General features: G+C 64.2%; 15 protein-coding genes. 10 read left to right on the top strand and 5 right to left on the bottom strand.

The annotated features are described in order from the left end of the window. Positions 1 to 26: 26 nt before the first annotated feature. The 4 genes from Q9K01_RS03980 to Q9K01_RS03965 form a co-directional block, all read right to left on the bottom strand. Positions 27 to 797 (bottom strand): crotonase/enoyl-CoA hydratase family protein, encoded by a 771-nt coding sequence (locus Q9K01_RS03980; RefSeq protein ID WP_305928899.1) that lies wholly within the window; start codon positions 795 to 797, stop codon positions 27 to 29. Continuing rightward, the gene (locus tag Q9K01_RS03975; RefSeq protein WP_305928898.1) at positions 787 to 2,310 is read right to left on the bottom strand and encodes a class I adenylate-forming enzyme family protein; all 1,524 of its coding nucleotides are present in this window, start codon (positions 2,308 to 2,310) and stop codon (positions 787 to 789) included. The genes Q9K01_RS03980 and Q9K01_RS03975 overlap by 11 nt, the downstream gene beginning before the upstream one ends. A gap of 141 nt (positions 2,311 to 2,451) precedes the next feature. Continuing rightward, entirely contained in the window at positions 2,452 to 3,546 is a 1,095-nt protein-coding gene (locus Q9K01_RS03970; RefSeq protein WP_305928897.1) for a PepSY-associated TM helix domain-containing protein, read from the bottom strand. Between the two features lie 17 nt (positions 3,547 to 3,563). Then, complete coding sequence (locus Q9K01_RS03965; RefSeq protein WP_305928896.1) at positions 3,564 to 5,696, bottom strand: TonB-dependent receptor; 2,133 nt, start codon at positions 5,694 to 5,696, stop codon at positions 3,564 to 3,566. Positions 5,697 to 6,018: 322 nt separating this feature from the next. Between Q9K01_RS03965 and Q9K01_RS03960 the strand changes: the two genes are divergently transcribed. Then, positions 6,019 to 6,717 (top strand): Crp/Fnr family transcriptional regulator, encoded by a 699-nt coding sequence (locus Q9K01_RS03960; protein WP_305928895.1) that lies wholly within the window; start codon positions 6,019 to 6,021, stop codon positions 6,715 to 6,717. A 24-nt stretch (positions 6,718 to 6,741) separates the two neighbouring features. Here the strand turns inward: Q9K01_RS03960 and Q9K01_RS03955 are convergent, their stop codons facing one another. Then, entirely contained in the window at positions 6,742 to 7,416 is a 675-nt protein-coding gene (locus tag Q9K01_RS03955) for an OmpW/AlkL family protein (protein WP_305928894.1), read from the bottom strand. 219 nt (positions 7,417 to 7,635) lie between these two features. Here Q9K01_RS03955 and Q9K01_RS03950 point away from each other — a divergent pair, with 219 nt between their 5' ends. The 9 genes from Q9K01_RS03950 (at position 7,636) to ccoS (ending at position 16,171) form a co-directional block, all read left to right on the top strand. Continuing rightward, positions 7,636 to 8,280, top strand: coding sequence for a Crp/Fnr family transcriptional regulator (locus Q9K01_RS03950; RefSeq protein ID WP_305928893.1), 645 nt, complete (start codon positions 7,636 to 7,638; stop codon positions 8,278 to 8,280). 79 nt (positions 8,281 to 8,359) lie between these two features. Further along, positions 8,360 to 10,018 carry a cytochrome-c oxidase, cbb3-type subunit I gene (gene ccoN, locus Q9K01_RS03945; protein WP_422785284.1) on the top strand — a complete coding sequence of 553 codons (1,659 nt, stop codon included), beginning with the start codon at positions 8,360 to 8,362 and terminating at the stop codon, positions 10,016 to 10,018. Between the two features lie 11 nt (positions 10,019 to 10,029). Continuing rightward, a complete protein-coding gene (gene ccoO, locus Q9K01_RS03940; RefSeq protein WP_305928892.1) occupies positions 10,030 to 10,836 on the top strand; it encodes a cytochrome-c oxidase, cbb3-type subunit II in 807 nt (268 codons plus the stop codon). Continuing rightward, entirely contained in the window at positions 10,833 to 10,997 is a 165-nt protein-coding gene (locus Q9K01_RS03935; protein WP_305928891.1) for a cbb3-type cytochrome c oxidase subunit 3, read from the top strand. Before ccoO ends, Q9K01_RS03935 begins: the two co-directional genes overlap by 4 nt. Beyond that, positions 10,987 to 11,898, top strand: coding sequence for a cytochrome-c oxidase, cbb3-type subunit III (ccoP, locus tag Q9K01_RS03930; RefSeq protein WP_305928890.1), 912 nt, complete (start codon positions 10,987 to 10,989; stop codon positions 11,896 to 11,898). The genes Q9K01_RS03935 and ccoP overlap by 11 nt, the downstream gene beginning before the upstream one ends. Beyond that, on the top strand, positions 11,885 to 13,447 hold the full coding sequence (ccoG, locus tag Q9K01_RS03925; RefSeq protein ID WP_305928889.1) for a cytochrome c oxidase accessory protein CcoG: 1,563 nt from the start codon (positions 11,885 to 11,887) through the stop codon (positions 13,445 to 13,447). The genes ccoP and ccoG overlap by 14 nt, the downstream gene beginning before the upstream one ends. Further along, positions 13,444 to 13,890 (top strand): FixH family protein, encoded by a 447-nt coding sequence (locus Q9K01_RS03920; protein ID WP_305928888.1) that lies wholly within the window; start codon positions 13,444 to 13,446, stop codon positions 13,888 to 13,890. Before ccoG ends, Q9K01_RS03920 begins: the two co-directional genes overlap by 4 nt. Further along, positions 13,887 to 16,022 (top strand): heavy metal translocating P-type ATPase, encoded by a 2,136-nt coding sequence (locus Q9K01_RS03915; RefSeq protein ID WP_305928887.1) that lies wholly within the window; start codon positions 13,887 to 13,889, stop codon positions 16,020 to 16,022. The genes Q9K01_RS03920 and Q9K01_RS03915 overlap by 4 nt, the downstream gene beginning before the upstream one ends. Next, positions 16,019 to 16,171: a cbb3-type cytochrome oxidase assembly protein CcoS gene (gene ccoS / locus Q9K01_RS03910; protein WP_305928886.1), complete on the top strand. Its 153-nt coding sequence runs from the start codon at positions 16,019 to 16,021 to the stop codon at positions 16,169 to 16,171. The genes Q9K01_RS03915 and ccoS overlap by 4 nt, the downstream gene beginning before the upstream one ends. The last annotated feature ends 23 nt before the right edge of the window (positions 16,172 to 16,194 follow it).

The following is a 16,194-nucleotide window of genomic DNA, read 5'->3' as shown; positions in this document are numbered from 1 at the left end:
GCAGTGCCGCTCACGATTGCACGGCGCTAGATGTCGTCGAAGCCTCCTGACCGCCCGCGCCCAGAGGTGAAGCGGGCGGCGCCGACGCGCCCCTCTTCGAGATTGCCGACGCCCAGCTCGAACTCTGTCGCGATCGCATCGTCGAGCGCGAGAGCTTCGCCCAGGTAAAGCGACTGCCGATCGGATCGCATGGTCGCCTGGGGAAAGCGGGCGATATCCCGCGCAAGCGAGATCGCTTCCTCCCGCGCCCGCCCGGTCGGGACCACACGGTTGGCGAGGCCCATTTCCTTGGCTTCATCGGCGCCGACCGGTCGTCCTGTCAGGATCATGTCGAGCGCTCGGCTGCGACCAACGATCCGGGGCAGGCGCACCGTGCCGCCGTCGATCAGCGGCACGCCCCAGCGGCGACAGAACACCCCCAAGACGGCGTCCTGCTCGACCACCCGAAGATCGCACCAGCAGGCCAACTCGAGCCCGCCGGCTACCGCGTGACCCGCCACGGCTGCGATCACCGGCTTTGTCAGCGCAAGCCGCGTGGGCCCCATCGGCCCGTCGCCCTGTGCACTCACCCGGTTGCCTTCGCCTTGCGCGAAGCTTTGCAGATCGGCGCCCGCGCAGAAGGTGCCCCCAGCTCCAGTTAGCACGGCCACCGCCGCTTCGGGGTCCGCGTCGAAGGCGCGGAATGCATCGGCAAGCGCTGCGGCGGTTTCACGGTCCACTGCATTGCGCCGCTCGGGTCGGTCGATCGTCACCACCCACACCTGGCCCGATCGCTCGATCAGTACGCTATTCGTCATCGGTGTTGCTCCTCAACCGGTCGCGCAGTTCGCGCCGCAAAACCTTGCCGACCGCGCTCTTGGGCAGTGACTCGACCCATTCGATCCGCCTCGGAGCCTTGTGAGGCGCGAGGCGCTGCCGGACCCATTCGCTGACTTCCCGATCCGCCGGGCGTCGTCCCGGAACAGCTACGATGAATGCGCATACGGTCTCGACCCATTTTGGATCGGGAGCGCCGACCACCGCACATTCCGCTACGGCGGGATGATCGAGAAGCGCATCCTCCACTTCGCGGGGATAGACGTTGTAGCCTCCGCTGACGATCATATCGCTGGTGCGATCGACCAGATGCAGAAAGCCGCGTTCGTCGAACCGACCCATGTCTCGGGTCCGCAGGAAGCCGTCCGCAAGCCTTGTCTCGCGTTCGAGCTGCGGGGCATCGAGATAACCTTTGTGCACCATCGGTCCTGCAACCGCGATTTCACCGACTTCGCCGGCGCCCACGACTTCGCCGGTCTCGTTCACAAGCTTGAGCGACACATCGACCGAGACCTGACCACAGGCCGACAGCGGGGCATCGGGCCCGACGTGATCTTGCGGCGACAGAACCGCGAGGGCGAGCGGCGCTTCGGTCTGGCCGTAATATTGCGTGAAAATCGGGCCCCAACGCTCCAGCGCATCCATCATCACCGGCCGCGGCATGGGCGAGGCGCCGTAGATCACGTTGCGCAAGGACCCCGGATCTTGGCTGCGACTGTGCGCGAGCAGCATCTGGAGCATCGTCGGCACCACATTGGCGTGGGTGGCACCATATTCCGCAGCATCGCCGAGATAGCTCTCCGGGTCGAACTTCTCGAGCACGATTGACCGGCCCCCGCGCAGCCAGAACGGGAGCACGAAGGTGCCGCTTGCATGGATCAGCGAGGCGGCGTGAATCATGGCATCGCCGCGGTTCGGAGACACCAGATTGGCGAGAATGTTCGTGCAGATCCCCGCATAGCTCGCCTGGCTATGTTGCGCCGCCTTGAGCGTTCCGGTGGTCCCGGATGTGAACAGCGCAAGGACGATATCGTCGGGCGGCGTCGCGAGCAGCGGATCGCCGTCCGCAGCCGTCGTGATCCAACCGGGCTCTGCGGCAGCTTCTTCCCCCAGGCAGAGCACCTCCATTCCCTGCAGATGCTCTGCCAAAGCTTCCGCTCGGTCGCGAAGATTGGCGCTCGCGATCAGGAAGCGCGGCCGCGTCTGTTCCAGCATCGCGCGGTGCTCGGCCTGCGAGAGGCGAGAATTGAGCGGCACCCGTATCGCCCGGGCCTTGAGGCAGCCGAAGTCGAGGGAAACGGAAAACGGGCCGTTGTCCACGAGGAGCCCGACGGCCTCCTGCGGCGCCAGCCCCCGCCCGATCAGCGCATTGGCGAAACGGTTGGCGAGACGATCGACCCGTCCGAAACTGAGTTTCGCAGCTCCGCATTCCATGGCGGTCCTATTGCCCCATCGGATCGCACCCTGTCTTACAAGATCGACCGTCAGCACCATACTCTCCCTCCGTCCGCTAACTCCTGTGAGTTGGCAGCTGGAACCGGTCGGCTGCGCCAGTCAAGAGCAGCGAGGATCGAGTGCAGGCCAAGAGCACAGGTTCGAAGCCGTATGACCGCTTCAACGCAGCGGCTGGAGCCGTCAGCTGCCGGTCTGCTTTTGCGGCTGCGGCAGGGCAGGGTGTTCATGCCTGCCGCTGGGCTCCCGGAACTGCCGCGAGCGCCCCTTCCCTGCGAACCAGAAGCTCCATGTCGCCAGGCAGCCGAGCAGGACGAGAACCAGCCCGCCGGCCGTTAGCAGAAGACGCCAGAAGAACCCGCCGACCTTGCCGGCGTGAACGGGATAGTACTTCTCGGTGATGGCCGACGCCGTATCGCCCTCGGCTGGATCGACCGTGGCAAAGATATCTCCGCTCGCCGGGTCGAGATAGACATAGGTTCGTCCATTGGGTGTCCACTCGAAAGGCTGTTTCAGCCGCAGAGCGATCGGAGCACCGGGATCGCCGGGCAACATCAGGCGGCGGGGCGCGGCCTCGGGAAAAGCGGCCTGCGCTCTCACCATCAGAAGAGACCAATCGGTATCGCGATCGGGGCTGTTCACAGTGATTGGGATATCAGGCGCTTGCTCGCTCTTTGCGACCGGGGCGAGTATCCAGCTGGAGATTTGCGGGAAGACCATCATGGTGCCGGTGAAGGCGAGAAGCAGCAGCAGCGGAGAAGCGACAGTGCCGATATCGCGGTGCTGGCGAACGATAGCGCTTTTGGTCATCCGCGCCGGCCACAGACGAAATTTGAACGTCCGGCGCGTCCGCCACCAGAGGATCAGGCCGGTCACGGTGAATGCCAGCAACAGCACACCGAGAATGCCGGTGACGGTCTTTCCGCCTTCGCCCAGGAACAGATAGTGGTGCAGGTCGAACAGCCACAGCTCCGGTCGGCCCCACATGGTCTCCCACCTGTCGACCACCTCTCCTGCCTGGTTCAGATAGGCCCCGCCGCCATCGAGGTCGATCGCCTGATGCAAGGCCATCTCCTCGCTGGCGAAAGTGATCCGGCTGAGCGAGACGCCTTGCGCTAGCGCCGCTTCGATCGCCTGCCCGAGGGCAGCGGGATCGCGATCGAGAGCATCGCTCGCACCAGGCAGGGCGATCCAGCTTTCCTCCCACACCAGTGCCACGCCCGAGAGGCCGATCACCGCTAGGAGGAGGCCCGCAACGGCACCCGCCCAACGATGCATCAGCGAAACCACCCGCATCAGAAGGTGCCGCGCCAGCCCAGGGTGAACGTGCGACCACGGCCTGCATAGAAGCGACTGTCATCGGTGACACGAACCGTGTCGCTGTCGTAGGTCACGTAATACTCATCGGTAAGGTTCTGGGCAGCCAACGAGAATTCGCCGATGTCGGTTTCATAGGCGACGAAGGCGTCCAGCAGCGTGTAGCCCTCGAAATCGGTCGCCGTCGCGACATCGTTGAACTCCCGGGAAAGATACATGCGCGCCTGCAAGCGGGCGCTGAGCGGCCCGCGAGCATAATCGGCGGCGAGGTTGACCCGGTCGGGCGAAATGTTCGCGCCGTCGAGGTCCTCGTCGACTAAGCCGTCGCCATCGCCGTCGGTGCGGCCTTCCAGCGCGGCATAGCCCCCGCTCAACGAAAGCCCGGAAATCGGCGTCCGCCAGGCAAGGCTTGTTTCGAAGCCTTCGATCTCGATCGGTTGCCGCTCGACCTCGAACACGTCGTTGCGCAGCACCAGCAACGAACCGAAATCGCTCGTCGACCAGAAATAGCTGGCCGATGCCGTGAGCGTTCCGCGATCGTATTCCAGGCCGAGCTCGCGATTGTTCGAGACGACCGGTTCGAGCGAGAGGAAATCGTCGATGTCGACGTTGGGCTGGCTTATCCCTCGCAGGATGCGGCCGACGTCGGCGATCGTGAAGCCTTCGGCGTAGCTGCCATAGGCACGCAGACCGTCGATAGGCTCGACGATCAGTCCCGCATTCCACAGCAGATCCTCGAACGATGGGTTGCCGCCCGCCACCTGTACCGGTCCGTAGCTGAAGAGCGTTTCATAGTCGCCGACGGAAAGTTCGACGTTCTCGTAGCGCAGCCCGCCCGCCAGGCGCACCAGATCGCCCGCAAGTGAAAGGTTGCCCTGCACGAACGGGGCGATGCTGCGAAAATCGGTCTCGGGGACCCAGACCCGGTCGGTCTGCGCCAAGATCTGCTGGGTCCGGTCGAACAGAGCATCGGCACCGACGGTGACGACCAGATCCTCGAAGCCCGGCACCCCGCGCTCGTAGCTGACCTTGCCGCCCAGTTTGCGCGACTGGTTGGCCGACTGATCGAACAATGTCCTCGACGGATCGATCCGCGGGTCTTGGAACGTACCGAACACCCCGCCACCGAACACGTCGTCCGTCCGGCTGTAGAAAGCCTGCAGAATGAACGTACCACCCGCCAGATTGCTGTCGGTCAGCGACGCGGAAAGCAGTTCTGCGGTGTTGGAGGGCGGATCGCCAGGCGTCGCGCCGCGCTCGCTGGTGGCTGGAATGCCTGCCGCTCGATCCCCCGGGACGAGGACGTAATTCGCATTGCCTTCCAATTCGAAGCGGTTGGCTACCAGTTCGAGACGTGTGCTTGGCGATAAATCGTAGCCGAACCGGGCGAAGACCGACCAGCTGTCGCTGTCCTGCAACTCGCCCTGAGTCCCATCGACCCCGATGCGGTTGCCGGCGCCGTCGAAGAATGTGCCGCGGCGTTCGACCGTGGCACCAATACTGGCATCGAAACCGCCTGCCCGGTAGCCGATCAGCGAGCCGAGTTTGGCTCCGATCCCTTCGCCGGCGAAGCTATCTGACGCGGTGACCTGCGCCAGTGCTCGCGAGGTGATTCCGTCGCTTGCCGGGGCGCCGACCGTCACCTGATTGACCACGCCGCCGGTCGCGCCGATGCCCTGCAGCGCATTGGAGCCGTAGATCACCTCGACTCGATCGATGAAGAAGGGATCGATAGTGTAGCCATCGCGCGAGCCGTCTCGCACCGGCGTCGATTGCGGGATGCCGTTGATAGCGTAGAGCGGCGAGCGCCCGCGCAGGCTTTCGCCCGAACCCGTCAGCTTTTCCCGAGTGGGCGAGAACGAGGGCAGCAGGGCCGATACGGCATCGACGGTGGAGCCGGAGATCTGCACCTGTCGCGCCAGCTGTTCCCGGTCGATCACATCGATCGTGAGCGGCAATGCACTCGCAGGCAGCTGGGTTCGGGCCGCTGAAACGACGATCGTCTCGTCTTCGTTCTGCGGGTCGTCCGCAGCCTGGCTGGTCTGTGCCGATGCATGAGAAGAAATGGCCAAGGCGCTGGCGGCGCCGAGAAGCAGAACTGCACGTTTCATTTTGGCTCCCGAATCAAGTCGGAGCGCCTCTAGAGCTAATGCAAATCATTCGCAACCGTTTTGGGCCGGGGTTCTGCGGTGGGAAAGGAGAGCGATAGCGCGTTCCCGTAGCCAGCCCTGGCGTTGATATGCTAGGCAGCACCTGAAGTCGCAGTTTCGCGCGATCGCTCGGCCCATAGGGCGAGAAAAGAGCGAGCATCAGCTGGAAACGCGTCGAGCGGATCATTTCCGATCCATTCCGAACCACCGTCAAACCCTTCAACCTGGAGCCTCAGCGCCTGTTTTTCGCTATGAGAGATCAACCGAACCGAATGCGATCCCTATGAATTTCTGTCAGGCATGTACGGTGCGCAATCGGGCGATCTGCGCCGATCTCGACGAAGACGAGATCGGGCTTCTGAACAACATCGGCCGCCCCATGCACCTGGAACAGGGCGAGCGGCTGCTGTGGGAAGGCGAGGATGCCGTTCTCGTCGCGAATGTGGTCGAGGGCGTGATGAAACTGTCCGCTCAGACTGCCGATGGGAAGGAGCAGATTCTCGGTCTGGTGTATTCCTCGGACTTCCTCGGTCGGCCTTTCGGGCAGACCACGCCCTATGGCGCGGAAGCCCTGACGAAGACGCAAGTCTGCGTATTTCCGCGTGGCGAGTTCGACCGCTTTGCTCGCGAACACCCGCGGCTGGAGCACAAATTGCTCGAACGGACCCTGACCGAACTCGATCGCACCCGCCGCTGGATGCTGTTGCTCGGGCGGATGAACGCCGAACAGAAGCTGGCGAGCTTTCTGCTCGAAACCGCCGATCGCCTGGCTCCCGATGCCTGCGGGCCCTTTGGCGAAGGCGCTCCCCGCATGCTGACCCTGCCGCTGTCCCGCCAGCAGATCGCCGACGTGCTGGGACTGACGATCGAGACCGTCAGCCGCCAGTTTACCAGGATGAAGAACGAAGGCTTGGTCGAAGTGCTCGGCCGCAGGGAGATCGCGATCCTCCGGCGAGACGCTCTGGAGGCTCGCACCCGCTAGCTATCGCGATGCCGTTGCGGTTGCTTAGAACCGGTAGGCCAGCCCCGCGCTGACGACCCAGGGGTCGAGTTGGTGTTCGGTCTGGATCGCTACCGTGTCGCCGACGAACCAGCGTGCCGTTGTGTCGATGAAATAGCGCTTGGCATCGAGGCTGATGCCGAGACCGCGATCGTTCAGGGGAACGTCGACGCCAGCCTGAAGCGCCAGCCCGAACTCGTCAGAGAGGTCGAAATCGGTCACGCCGAGCGGCAGCGTGGCGGCGCCGGGATCCTCGCCCAGGAAGATGAAATAGGCAGCTCCCGCACCGATGTAGGGTTTGGCGGCGCCCAGATCGAAATGGTACTTCGCGGTGATCGTCGCCGGGATCAGTTTCGCATCGGCAACCAGTTCGGCGCCTGGCAAGCCGCTGATCGCATCGACATCGTGCTGCGTCAGGCAACAGATCGTTTCGAGCGAGAGGTTCTCGCTCAGGAAATATTCGATGGCAACGGTCGGCACGACATTGTCGTTTGCTTCGGTCTGGGTTGCCGCGGGCAGCCCGACGATATCGGTTTCAACTTCGCTGATTTTGCCGTCGGGCAATACAGCGGTGGCGAACGCCTTGACCTGCACGGAACCGCTGCGCTCCTGGGCGGCGGCCGTTGCAGGAAGAAGCGAAGCGCCAAGCATCAAAGCGCCGACCAAGGCTGAAGTTCTCATATTCCTGTCCTGGCGATGCAGTGGCCGCCCCGTGCGGCCCATTCGCTTGCATCGACGCGCGCTCAATCGCGCCGATCCGCAGAGAGTTCATTGACCGGGATCAATGACCGGCAGGTTTTCGGCCCGCATATGTCGCCCATGCAGCGCCATCGGACTTCGTCGACAACGACCTTTCCCGAATTGTTCGAGTTATTCGCACAAGCGATACTTGCGCAGGATATGACGGATGCAGCCTATCTGCAGCTCCAGGCAATGGGCCGCTATGCCAGAGCAACAGCGGGAGAGGCCGTGCTTGCGGATGGCGACCAAAACCAGATCGTATTCGTGGCGCGAGGCGCGACCAAGCTCGTGGCCCATGCCTCAGGGGGTCGCGAGCAGGTCGTCGCGTTTCATTTCGAAGGCGATCTGGTTTCCGTTCCGGCGCGAGGCGCACATTCCTATACCCTGTGCGCATTGCAGGATTGCGAGCTGATCGCCTTTGCGGCCGCCGAATTCCTGGGACTGGCGCGGAGCGAACCCGGCCTGTTGAACGAAGTCCTCGAGCGTGTGCTCGCCTCGCTGGCTCGCAGCCGCGAGAAATCTATCGCGCTCGGACGCAAGACCGCTCAGGAAAGAGTGGCGAGCTTCCTCGTCAGCATGGCCGGGCGGATCGGAATGCCGCAGGAAGGCGGCTGTCTGCTGCACCTGCCGATGTCGCGCCGCGACATGGCGGACAGCCTCGGGCTGACGATCGAGACGATCAGCCGTCAATTGACGGAATTGCGCGAAGCGGGTCTGATCGAAACTTCGGGGCGCTCGGTGGTCCACCTCTGCGACAACGCGAGTTTGCAGGCGCGCGCCGGCCACCTTTCGTCAGCCGCCTAAATATTTCCCCAATTTGAGATGGATCAATGCAGCCTGCTGCACCGCGCCATAGACGCCATTCCATTGGACGGAGAAACTCATGCAAGTGGAAGCTGCGCTTGGCCGCGTAGGCCTGTGGTTCGCGGTGTTGGTGCTGGCGATCGTCGCTGCAGCCACTGCAGTGGACAGCGGATTTGCGGCGCACGCCTGGATCGTCGCCACCGTCGCTTTCGTGCTCATGTGGATGAGCGCGTCGCGCTTCGATCCGGTGGGCAAGGCGCAAGGCTTCTTCCGCATGCCGGAAGGGCCTTCGCGCTACGATGACGACGTCGTTCGCTGGGGCGTCCTGGCGACGACCTTCTGGGGGCTGGCAGGATTGCTCGCCGGCCTGCTGATCGCGCTCCAGCTTGCCTTCCCCGAGCTCAATTTCCAGCCCTATTTCAACTTCGGCCGCTTGCGCCCGCTGCACACTTCGGCGGTGATCTTCGCTTTCGGCGGCAATGCGCTGATTGCGACGAGCTTCTACGTCGTCCAGCGCACCTGCCGCGCGCAGCTTGCGTTTCCCAGCCTCGCCCGCTTCGTGTTCTGGGGCTACCAGATGTTCATCGTGCTGGCAGCCAGCGGCTATCTGCTCGGGATCACCCAGAGCCGCGAATATGCCGAGCCGGAATGGTATGTCGATATCTGGCTGACGATCGTCTGGGTGGCCTATGCGGCCGTCTTCATCGGCACGATCCTGAAGCGCAAAGAACCGCATATCTACGTCGCCAATTGGTTCTATCTCGCTTTCATCATCACGATCGCAATGCTGCATATCGTCAACAATCTGGCGATGCCGGTGAGCCTGGTCGGATCGCGCAGCTACAGCGCCTTTGCCGGGGTCCAGGATGCCCTCACCCAATGGTGGTACGGCCACAACGCGGTCGGCTTCTTCCTGACCGCCGGCTTTCTCGCGATGATGTATTACTTCGTGCCCAAGCAGGCCGAGCGACCGATCTATTCCTACCGCCTGTCGATCATCCATTTCTGGTCGCTGATCTTCCTCTACATCTGGGCCGGCCCGCATCACCTCCACTACACCGCGCTGCCCGACTGGGCGCAGACGCTGGGCATGGTGTTCTCGGTGATGCTGTGGATGCCCAGCTGGGGCGGCATGATCAACGGATTGATGACGCTCAACGGCGCGTGGGACAAGGTGAGGACCGACCCGATCATCCGCATGATGGTGATGGCGCTGGCGTTCTATGGCATGGCGACCTTCGAAGGCCCGATGCTAAGCATCAAGGCGGTCAACTCACTGTCCCACTACACCGACTGGACGATCGGCCACGTCCACGCCGGAGCGCTGGGCTGGAACGGGATGATCACCTTTGCCGCGCTCTACTACCTCGTCCCGCGGTTGTGGAAGCGCGAGCGGATGTATTCGCTGCGGATGATCAACTGGCACTTCTGGCTCGCAACGGTGGGGATCGTCTTCTACGCCGCAAGCATGTGGGTGGCCGGGATCACCCAGGGGCTGATGTGGCGCGAGTACGGGCCGGACGGCTATCTGGTGAACAGCTTCGCGGACACGGTCGCAGCGCTGTTCGAGATGTATGTTCTGCGCGCTTTCGGCGGGCTGCTCTATCTCACCGGCGCCCTCGTCATGACCTACAACATCTGGATGACACTCGCCGGGAAACTGCGTGAGGAGCAGCCGATGAGCGACGCTGCCTACGACGCGGAACAAGACCGCCCGTTCGTCGCCACCGCGAATTGAAGGCCGAACCAATGAGCACCCAATCCAACCTGCCGGACGACAAGGACCTGGCGAACGAGCCGCCGGACGTCTCGGCGACAGTCAAGGCGCACAAGAAGCTCGAGCGCAACATCACCCTGCTTGCGGTCGGGACCTTCATCGCTGTCGCCATCGGCGGTATCGTCGAGATCGCGCCGCTGTTCTGGGTCGACAACACCATCGAGGAAGTCGAGGGAATGCGGCCCTATACTCCACTCGAGCAGGCGGGGCGCGACATCTACATCCGCGAGGGCTGCTACTCCTGCCACAGCCAGATGGTCCGCCCGTTCCGCGACGAGGTCGAACGCTATGGCCATTACAGCCTGGCAGCCGAGAGCATGTACGATCATCCGTTCCAATGGGGCTCCAAGCGTACCGGGCCCGATCTGGCGCGGGTCGGCGGACGCTATTCGGACGAGTGGCACGTCCAGCACCTCGAGAACCCGCAGAGCGTGGTGCCAGAGAGCGTCATGCCGCAATACGGCTTCCTGCTCGACACCGAACTCGCGATCGACGACCCGGCGGCGACCCTGGTGGCGCTGCGCCGCGTCGGGGTGCCCTATTCCGACCGGGACATCGAACTCGCGCTCAACGACATCGTCGCGCAGGCCAACCCCGATGTCGATCCTGGGGATCTCGCCGAGCGCTATCCCAAGACGAATATCCGCGATTTCGACGGCAACCCCGATCGGCTGACCGAGATGGATGCGCTGGTCGCCTATCTCCAGATGCTCGGCACGCTGGTCGATTTCAGCAGCGCCGCAGCGCAGGAAGAGCTGGCCGAGGAGACGGGACGATGAGCTTCTACGAGCAATTGCGCCACTTCGCCGACAGCCACTTCCTGATCATCATGTTCGCGGTGTTCATTGCCCTGTGCGCCTGGCCGTTCCGGCCCGGTTCGCGGCGTCATGTAGATGCGGCGCGCCATTCCATCTTCGAGGACGATCACGATGGTGAATAAGCGGATCGACGAAGCGACCGGCACCGAAACCGTCGGGCACGAGTGGGACGGGATCGAGGAGCTCGACACTCCGATGCCGCGCTGGTGGCTGTGGATCTTCTATGCCACGATCGCCTGGAGCCTGGTCTACGTCGTCCTCTACCCGGCCTGGCCGATGCTGGAGAAGGCAACCGACGGAGTGCTCGGTTGGAGCAGCCGCGGCCAACTCGCCGAGGAGCTGAGCGCCGCCGAACTGGCGCAGGCCGGGGTCCGCGAACGGCTCTCGCGCATTCCGATCGAGCGTCTGCCCGACGACAGTGCCCTGATGGCGCAGGCGGTCGCGGGCGGCGCGGCGGCTTTCAAGGTCAATTGCGTCCAGTGCCATGGCGCGGGCGCCGCGGGCAGCCAGGAACTCGGCTATCCCAATCTCAACGACGATGCCTGGCTGTGGGGCGGCGACCTGCGCGCCATCGAATACACCTTGGTCCACGGCATCCGCGAAGCGCATGACGAGGAGACCCGTACTAGCGTGATGCCGCCTTTCGAGGGGGCGTTCGAACCCGCGCAGCTGGATGCGGTCGTCGACCATGTGCTGTCGCTGAGCGGCAAGGCCCAGGGCAACCGGGTGGGGGCCCAGCTCTTTGCCGACAATTGCGCGGCATGCCACGGAATGCAGGGCGAAGGCGTGCGCGCGGTGGGAGCACCGGCGCTGAACGATGCCATATGGCTGCGCGGCAGCAGTCGCGAGGCTATCGCCAGACAGATCCTGCAGCCGCGCATGGGCATGATGCCCGCCTGGGGCGGCAGGCTGGATCCGGTCACCATCAAGATGCTGGCGGCCTATGTTCATTCGCTGGGGGGAGGCGAGGACTTCGTGGAGGTCGCCGAGAACCCGGTGGTGCAAGTCGATGAAACCCCGTGACGACAAGGACATCGTAGTCGAGGACGGGATCGCCAAAACAGACGATCCCGTCTCCAGCGCGGTCGCCGGCCCCGACGCAACGGGCAAGCGCCACGAGCCGCACGAGCCGGCGCGCGAGCACCTGCCGACCAAGCTGTTCGAAAAGAGCAAGCAGGTCCACAACAAACGGATCGATGGACCCTTCCGCCGTTTCAAATGGGCCATGATGATCGTCACTCTGGCGATCTACTACATCACTCCGTGGATACGCTGGGACCGCGGCCCCTACGCCCCCGATCAGGCCGTCCTGATCGATCTCGCCAACCGCCGCTTCTACATGTTCGGCATCGAAATCTGGCCGCACGAATTCTATTTCGTCGCGGGGCTGCTGATCATGGCCGGGCTCGGCCTCTTCCTGGTGACGAGCGCAGTCGGGCGCGCTTGGTGCGGCTACGCCTGCCCGCAAACCGTCTGGACCGATCTTTTCCAGCATATCGACCGTTTCGTCGATGGCGATCGCAACGCCCGCATCCGGCTCGACGCCGCGCCGTGGAGCCTCGGCAAGATCGCCCGGCGCGGGTTCAAATGGTCGATCTATCTGCTGATCAGCTTGCTGACCGGGGGTGCGTGGATTCTCTATTTCGCCGATGCGCCCACCCTGTTCGGCAATTTCTTCAGCGGGGAGGCCGCGCCGGTCGCCTATATCACCGTGGCGATCCTCACCTTCACCACCTTCGCTCTGGGCGGCTTCATGCGCGAGCAGGTGTGCATCTACATGTGCCCATGGCCGCGCATCCAGACCGCGATGCTCGACGAGAAATCGCTGATGGTGACCTACAAGGACTGGCGCGGGGAACCGCGCGGCAGCGTCAAGAAGGCGAACAAGGATCCCGAGCATTTCGGCGACTGCATCGATTGCCTGCAATGCGTGGCGGTCTGCCCCACCGGGATCGACATCCGCGAAGGGCCGCAGGTGGGTTGCATCACCTGCGCGCTGTGCATCGACGCCTGCGACAAGGTGATGGCCGAAGTGGGCCGCCCGCGCGGGCTGATCGACTACGCCACGCTGGAGGACAGCGAACGCGAGGCCAGAGGCGAGGAGCCGCGACCGGTCTGGAAGGCGCTGCTGCGGCCGCGCACGATCGCCTATTTCCTCATCTGGGGCTCGATCGGACTGGCGCTGCTGTTTGCGCTCGGGGTGCGCAGCCATACCGAGCTGACCGTTTCGCCCGATCGCAATCCGCCCTTCATGTTGATGAGCGACGGCTCGATCCGCAATTCCTACACGCTCCGGCTGCGCAATATGGAAAGCCGCCCGCGAGACATGGAAATAGGAATCGAGGGGCTGTCCGGCGCGGTGATGTGGTCGGATACCATCCGACGCGACGATGCCGCCGCAAGGCAGACCGTCACCGTTCCCGCCGATCAGATCCGGACCGTGCGCGCCTATGTCATGGTGCCCGAAGGAACGGTAGGGCAGGAGTTCGCCTTCCGTGTCACTTCGCTCGACGAGCAGCGCGAGAGCGACACTGCCGAGACGCACTTCTCGGCCCCGGGAGACGAGTCATGAAACGAGAGTTCACCGGTCGGCACTTCACCGCGATCCTGCTGGGGTGGTTCGGCGTGGTGGTCACGGTCAACCTGTTCATGGCCAGCCTGGCCACACAGGGTTTCGGCGGCGTCGTCGTGAAGAATTCCTATGTTGCGAGCCAGAAGTTCAACGGTTGGCTGGATGCGGCGCGCGAGCAGGAAGCTCTCGGATGGTCGGCCGCAGTCGATCGAGGCGACGATGGTCATGTGCTCGTCACTACGCAGGGCGTTCCCAGCGAAGCGAGGGTTTCGGCACTACTTCGCCGGCCATTGGGTGATCCGCAGCAGACCGGACTGGCCTTCGGAGCATCGGCACCGGGAGTTTTCGTATCGACAGATCCGGTGGCCGAAGGGCGCTGGATCGTCCGGCTCATCATCGAAGACGCGGACCGGCGTTGGGTCGGCGAGAGCCGGATCCAATGAATGCACATGCGAGCCTCGCCTCGTTCGACCGGGCGGTGCTTGTCGACACGCGCTTCACCGTCCCGGGCATGCGCTGCGCCGGATGTATCGCCAAGATAGAGCGAGGACTGGGTGACATAGCGGGTATCGAGGCCGCGCGCGTGAATTTCTCGGCCAAGCGGGTTGCAGTCCGCCATTCCCCCTCGCTCGACGAGAAATCACTGATCGGCGCCCTGCGCCAGCTCGGCTTCGAAGCGCAAGCGGCGGTGGACAATCCGCTGGCGCAGGACGACCGCGAGACCAAGATGCTGCTCCGCGCTCTGGCGGTGGCGGGCTTCGGCATGATGAATATCATGCTGCTGTCGGTCAGCATCTGGTCCGGGCTGAGCGGCGTGACGCGCGAGTTGTTCCACTGGCTGTCCGCGCTGATCGCCCTGCCCGTCGTAGCCTATTCCGGCCGGCCCTTCTTCGCCTCGGCGGCGATGGCGCTGCGCTACCGGCGAACCAACATGGACGTGCCGATTTCGATCGGGGTGCTGCTGGCCACCGCGCTGAGTATCTACGAGACGATCCAAGGGGGACCGCACGCATATTTCGACAGCGCCGTGATGCTGCTGTTCTTCCTGCTCGCCGGTCGGGCGCTCGATGCGACCATGCGCAATCGGACCCGGGCGGGCATCGGCGCGCTGCTCGGCCGAATGGGACGCAGCGCCGGGGTGATCCAGCCGGATGGAACGATCGTCCGGATAGCAGCGGACCGGCTCGAGCCCGGAATGGTCATGCTGGTGGCTGCGGGCGAAGCTCTGGCCGCCGACGGTATCATCGAACACGGGAGCGCCACGATCGACAATTCGATGCTCACCGGGGAAAGCGTTCCCGAACAGGCTTGCGAAGGCGATCCGATCCTTGCCGGGGCAATCAATCTGCTCGAGCCGATCCGGGTGCGGGTGACCGCCGTGGCCGACGATACCGCCCTCGCCGGTATCGCCCGACTGATGGATGAAGCGGGACAGTCGCGCAGCCGCTACGTCCGCATCGCCGACCGTGCCTCGCGTCTCTATGCCCCGGCGGTGCATTCGCTCGCCGCAATTGCGTTCGTAGGCTGGATGATCGCAGGGGCCGGATGGCACCAGTCGCTGGTGATCGCGATCGCGGTGCTGATCATCACCTGCCCGTGCGCGATGGGGCTGGCGGTGCCAGCTGCTCAGGTGGTGGCTTCGGGCGCTTTGATCCGCAAGGGTTTGCTGGTGAAGGACGGCAGCGCTCTGGAACGGCTAGCAGAAGTCGATACTGCGCTGTTCGACAAGACGGGAACGCTGACCCTGGGAGAACTGCGCGCGGATGTCGCCGGCCTCGACCAAGAGGCGAAGAGCATCGCTCTGGCGCTGGCGCAGCAGAGCCGCCATCCGCTCAGCCTCGGTCTCGCCAGATCGCTCACGGCGATGCGGGTCGCGCCGGCGGAGCTGTCCGATGTGCGCGAGGTCGGCGGCGAAGGCGTAACCGGGCGCTGGCGCGAGATCGATGTCGCGCTCGAACGGCCCGCCGTCCCGACTTCGAGGACGAGTGTGGCTCTGCGCATCGGCGAAGCCATCCGGATCGTCGGCTTCGAGGATCAATCGCGCTCCGATGCCAAGACCACCCTCTCGGCTCTCGAGTCGCTCGGCCTGCGCTCGGCGATCATATCCGGAGACGACCCGGCTGCAGTCGCCGGGGTCGCCGCCGAATTGGGTATCGAGGGTTCGGGAGCGATGAAACCGGCGGAAAAGCTCGCGGTGCTCGATGACCTCAAGCGTGCCGGTCACCGCCCGCTGATGGTCGGCGACGGGCTCAACGACGGACCCGCGCTGGCCGCCGCCCATGCCTCGATCGCCCCCGGCACCGCGAGCGACGCCAGCCGACAGGCCGCTGATGCGGTCTTCATCGGCGAAAACCTCATGCCGATAGCGCTGGCGATCAGGGTTGCCCGCCGGACGATGGCGGTCGTGCGACAGAATTTCGGCTTTGCGATCGGCTACAATATTCTGGCCGTGCCGCTGGCGATTTCCGGCCTGGTCACGCCGCTGATCGCCGCCGTCGCCATGTCGCTCAGTTCGCTGGTCGTGGTCGGCAATTCGCTGCGGCTGGCCGGTGCGGCAAAGGTGCCGCAGGCATGAGCATTCTCGCCTTCCTGATCCCGATCGCGCTGGGCATGGGGGCCGCCGGGCTGGCGTTCTTCTTCTGGGCGATGCGCGACGGCCAGTTCGAGGATCTCGATGGCGCCGCCAATCGGGTGCTGATCGACGAGGAAGACGAGCCGGATTGAGTCCGATTGATCCAGCGCAATGA

The sequence above is a fragment of the Qipengyuania benthica genome (genome assembly GCF_030717865.1).
GTDB lineage: Bacteria > Pseudomonadota > Alphaproteobacteria > Sphingomonadales > Sphingomonadaceae > Qipengyuania > Qipengyuania benthica.
Note: the sequence above shows the minus strand (reverse complement) of the source record. Positions and strands in the feature narration are given on the sequence as shown.

Excerpts from the sequence above, each read along its gene's own strand:
- Q9K01_RS03980 (WP_305928899.1), bottom strand. The coding sequence starts at position 797 with ATGACGAATAGCGTACTGATCGAGCGATCGGGCCAGGTGTGGGTGGTG.
- Q9K01_RS03975 (WP_305928898.1), bottom strand. The coding sequence starts at position 2,310 with ATGGTGCTGACGGTCGATCTTGTAAGACAGGGTGCGATCCGATGGGGC.
- Q9K01_RS03970 (WP_305928897.1), bottom strand. The coding sequence starts at position 3,546 with ATGCATCGTTGGGCGGGTGCCGTTGCGGGCCTCCTCCTAGCGGTGATC.
- Q9K01_RS03965 (WP_305928896.1), bottom strand. The coding sequence starts at position 5,696 with ATGAAACGTGCAGTTCTGCTTCTCGGCGCCGCCAGCGCCTTGGCCATT.
- Q9K01_RS03960 (WP_305928895.1), top strand. The coding sequence starts at position 6,019 with ATGAATTTCTGTCAGGCATGTACGGTGCGCAATCGGGCGATCTGCGCC.
- Q9K01_RS03955 (WP_305928894.1), bottom strand. The coding sequence starts at position 7,416 with ATGAGAACTTCAGCCTTGGTCGGCGCTTTGATGCTTGGCGCTTCGCTT.
- Q9K01_RS03950 (WP_305928893.1), top strand. The coding sequence starts at position 7,636 with ATGACGGATGCAGCCTATCTGCAGCTCCAGGCAATGGGCCGCTATGCC.
- ccoN (WP_422785284.1), top strand. The coding sequence starts at position 8,360 with ATGCAAGTGGAAGCTGCGCTTGGCCGCGTAGGCCTGTGGTTCGCGGTG.
- ccoO (WP_305928892.1), top strand. The coding sequence starts at position 10,030 with ATGAGCACCCAATCCAACCTGCCGGACGACAAGGACCTGGCGAACGAG.
- Q9K01_RS03935 (WP_305928891.1), top strand. The coding sequence starts at position 10,833 with ATGAGCTTCTACGAGCAATTGCGCCACTTCGCCGACAGCCACTTCCTG.
- ccoP (WP_305928890.1), top strand. The coding sequence starts at position 10,987 with ATGGTGAATAAGCGGATCGACGAAGCGACCGGCACCGAAACCGTCGGG.
- ccoG (WP_305928889.1), top strand. The coding sequence starts at position 11,885 with ATGAAACCCCGTGACGACAAGGACATCGTAGTCGAGGACGGGATCGCC.
- Q9K01_RS03920 (WP_305928888.1), top strand. The coding sequence starts at position 13,444 with ATGAAACGAGAGTTCACCGGTCGGCACTTCACCGCGATCCTGCTGGGG.
- Q9K01_RS03915 (WP_305928887.1), top strand. The coding sequence starts at position 13,887 with ATGAATGCACATGCGAGCCTCGCCTCGTTCGACCGGGCGGTGCTTGTC.
- ccoS (WP_305928886.1), top strand. The coding sequence starts at position 16,019 with ATGAGCATTCTCGCCTTCCTGATCCCGATCGCGCTGGGCATGGGGGCC.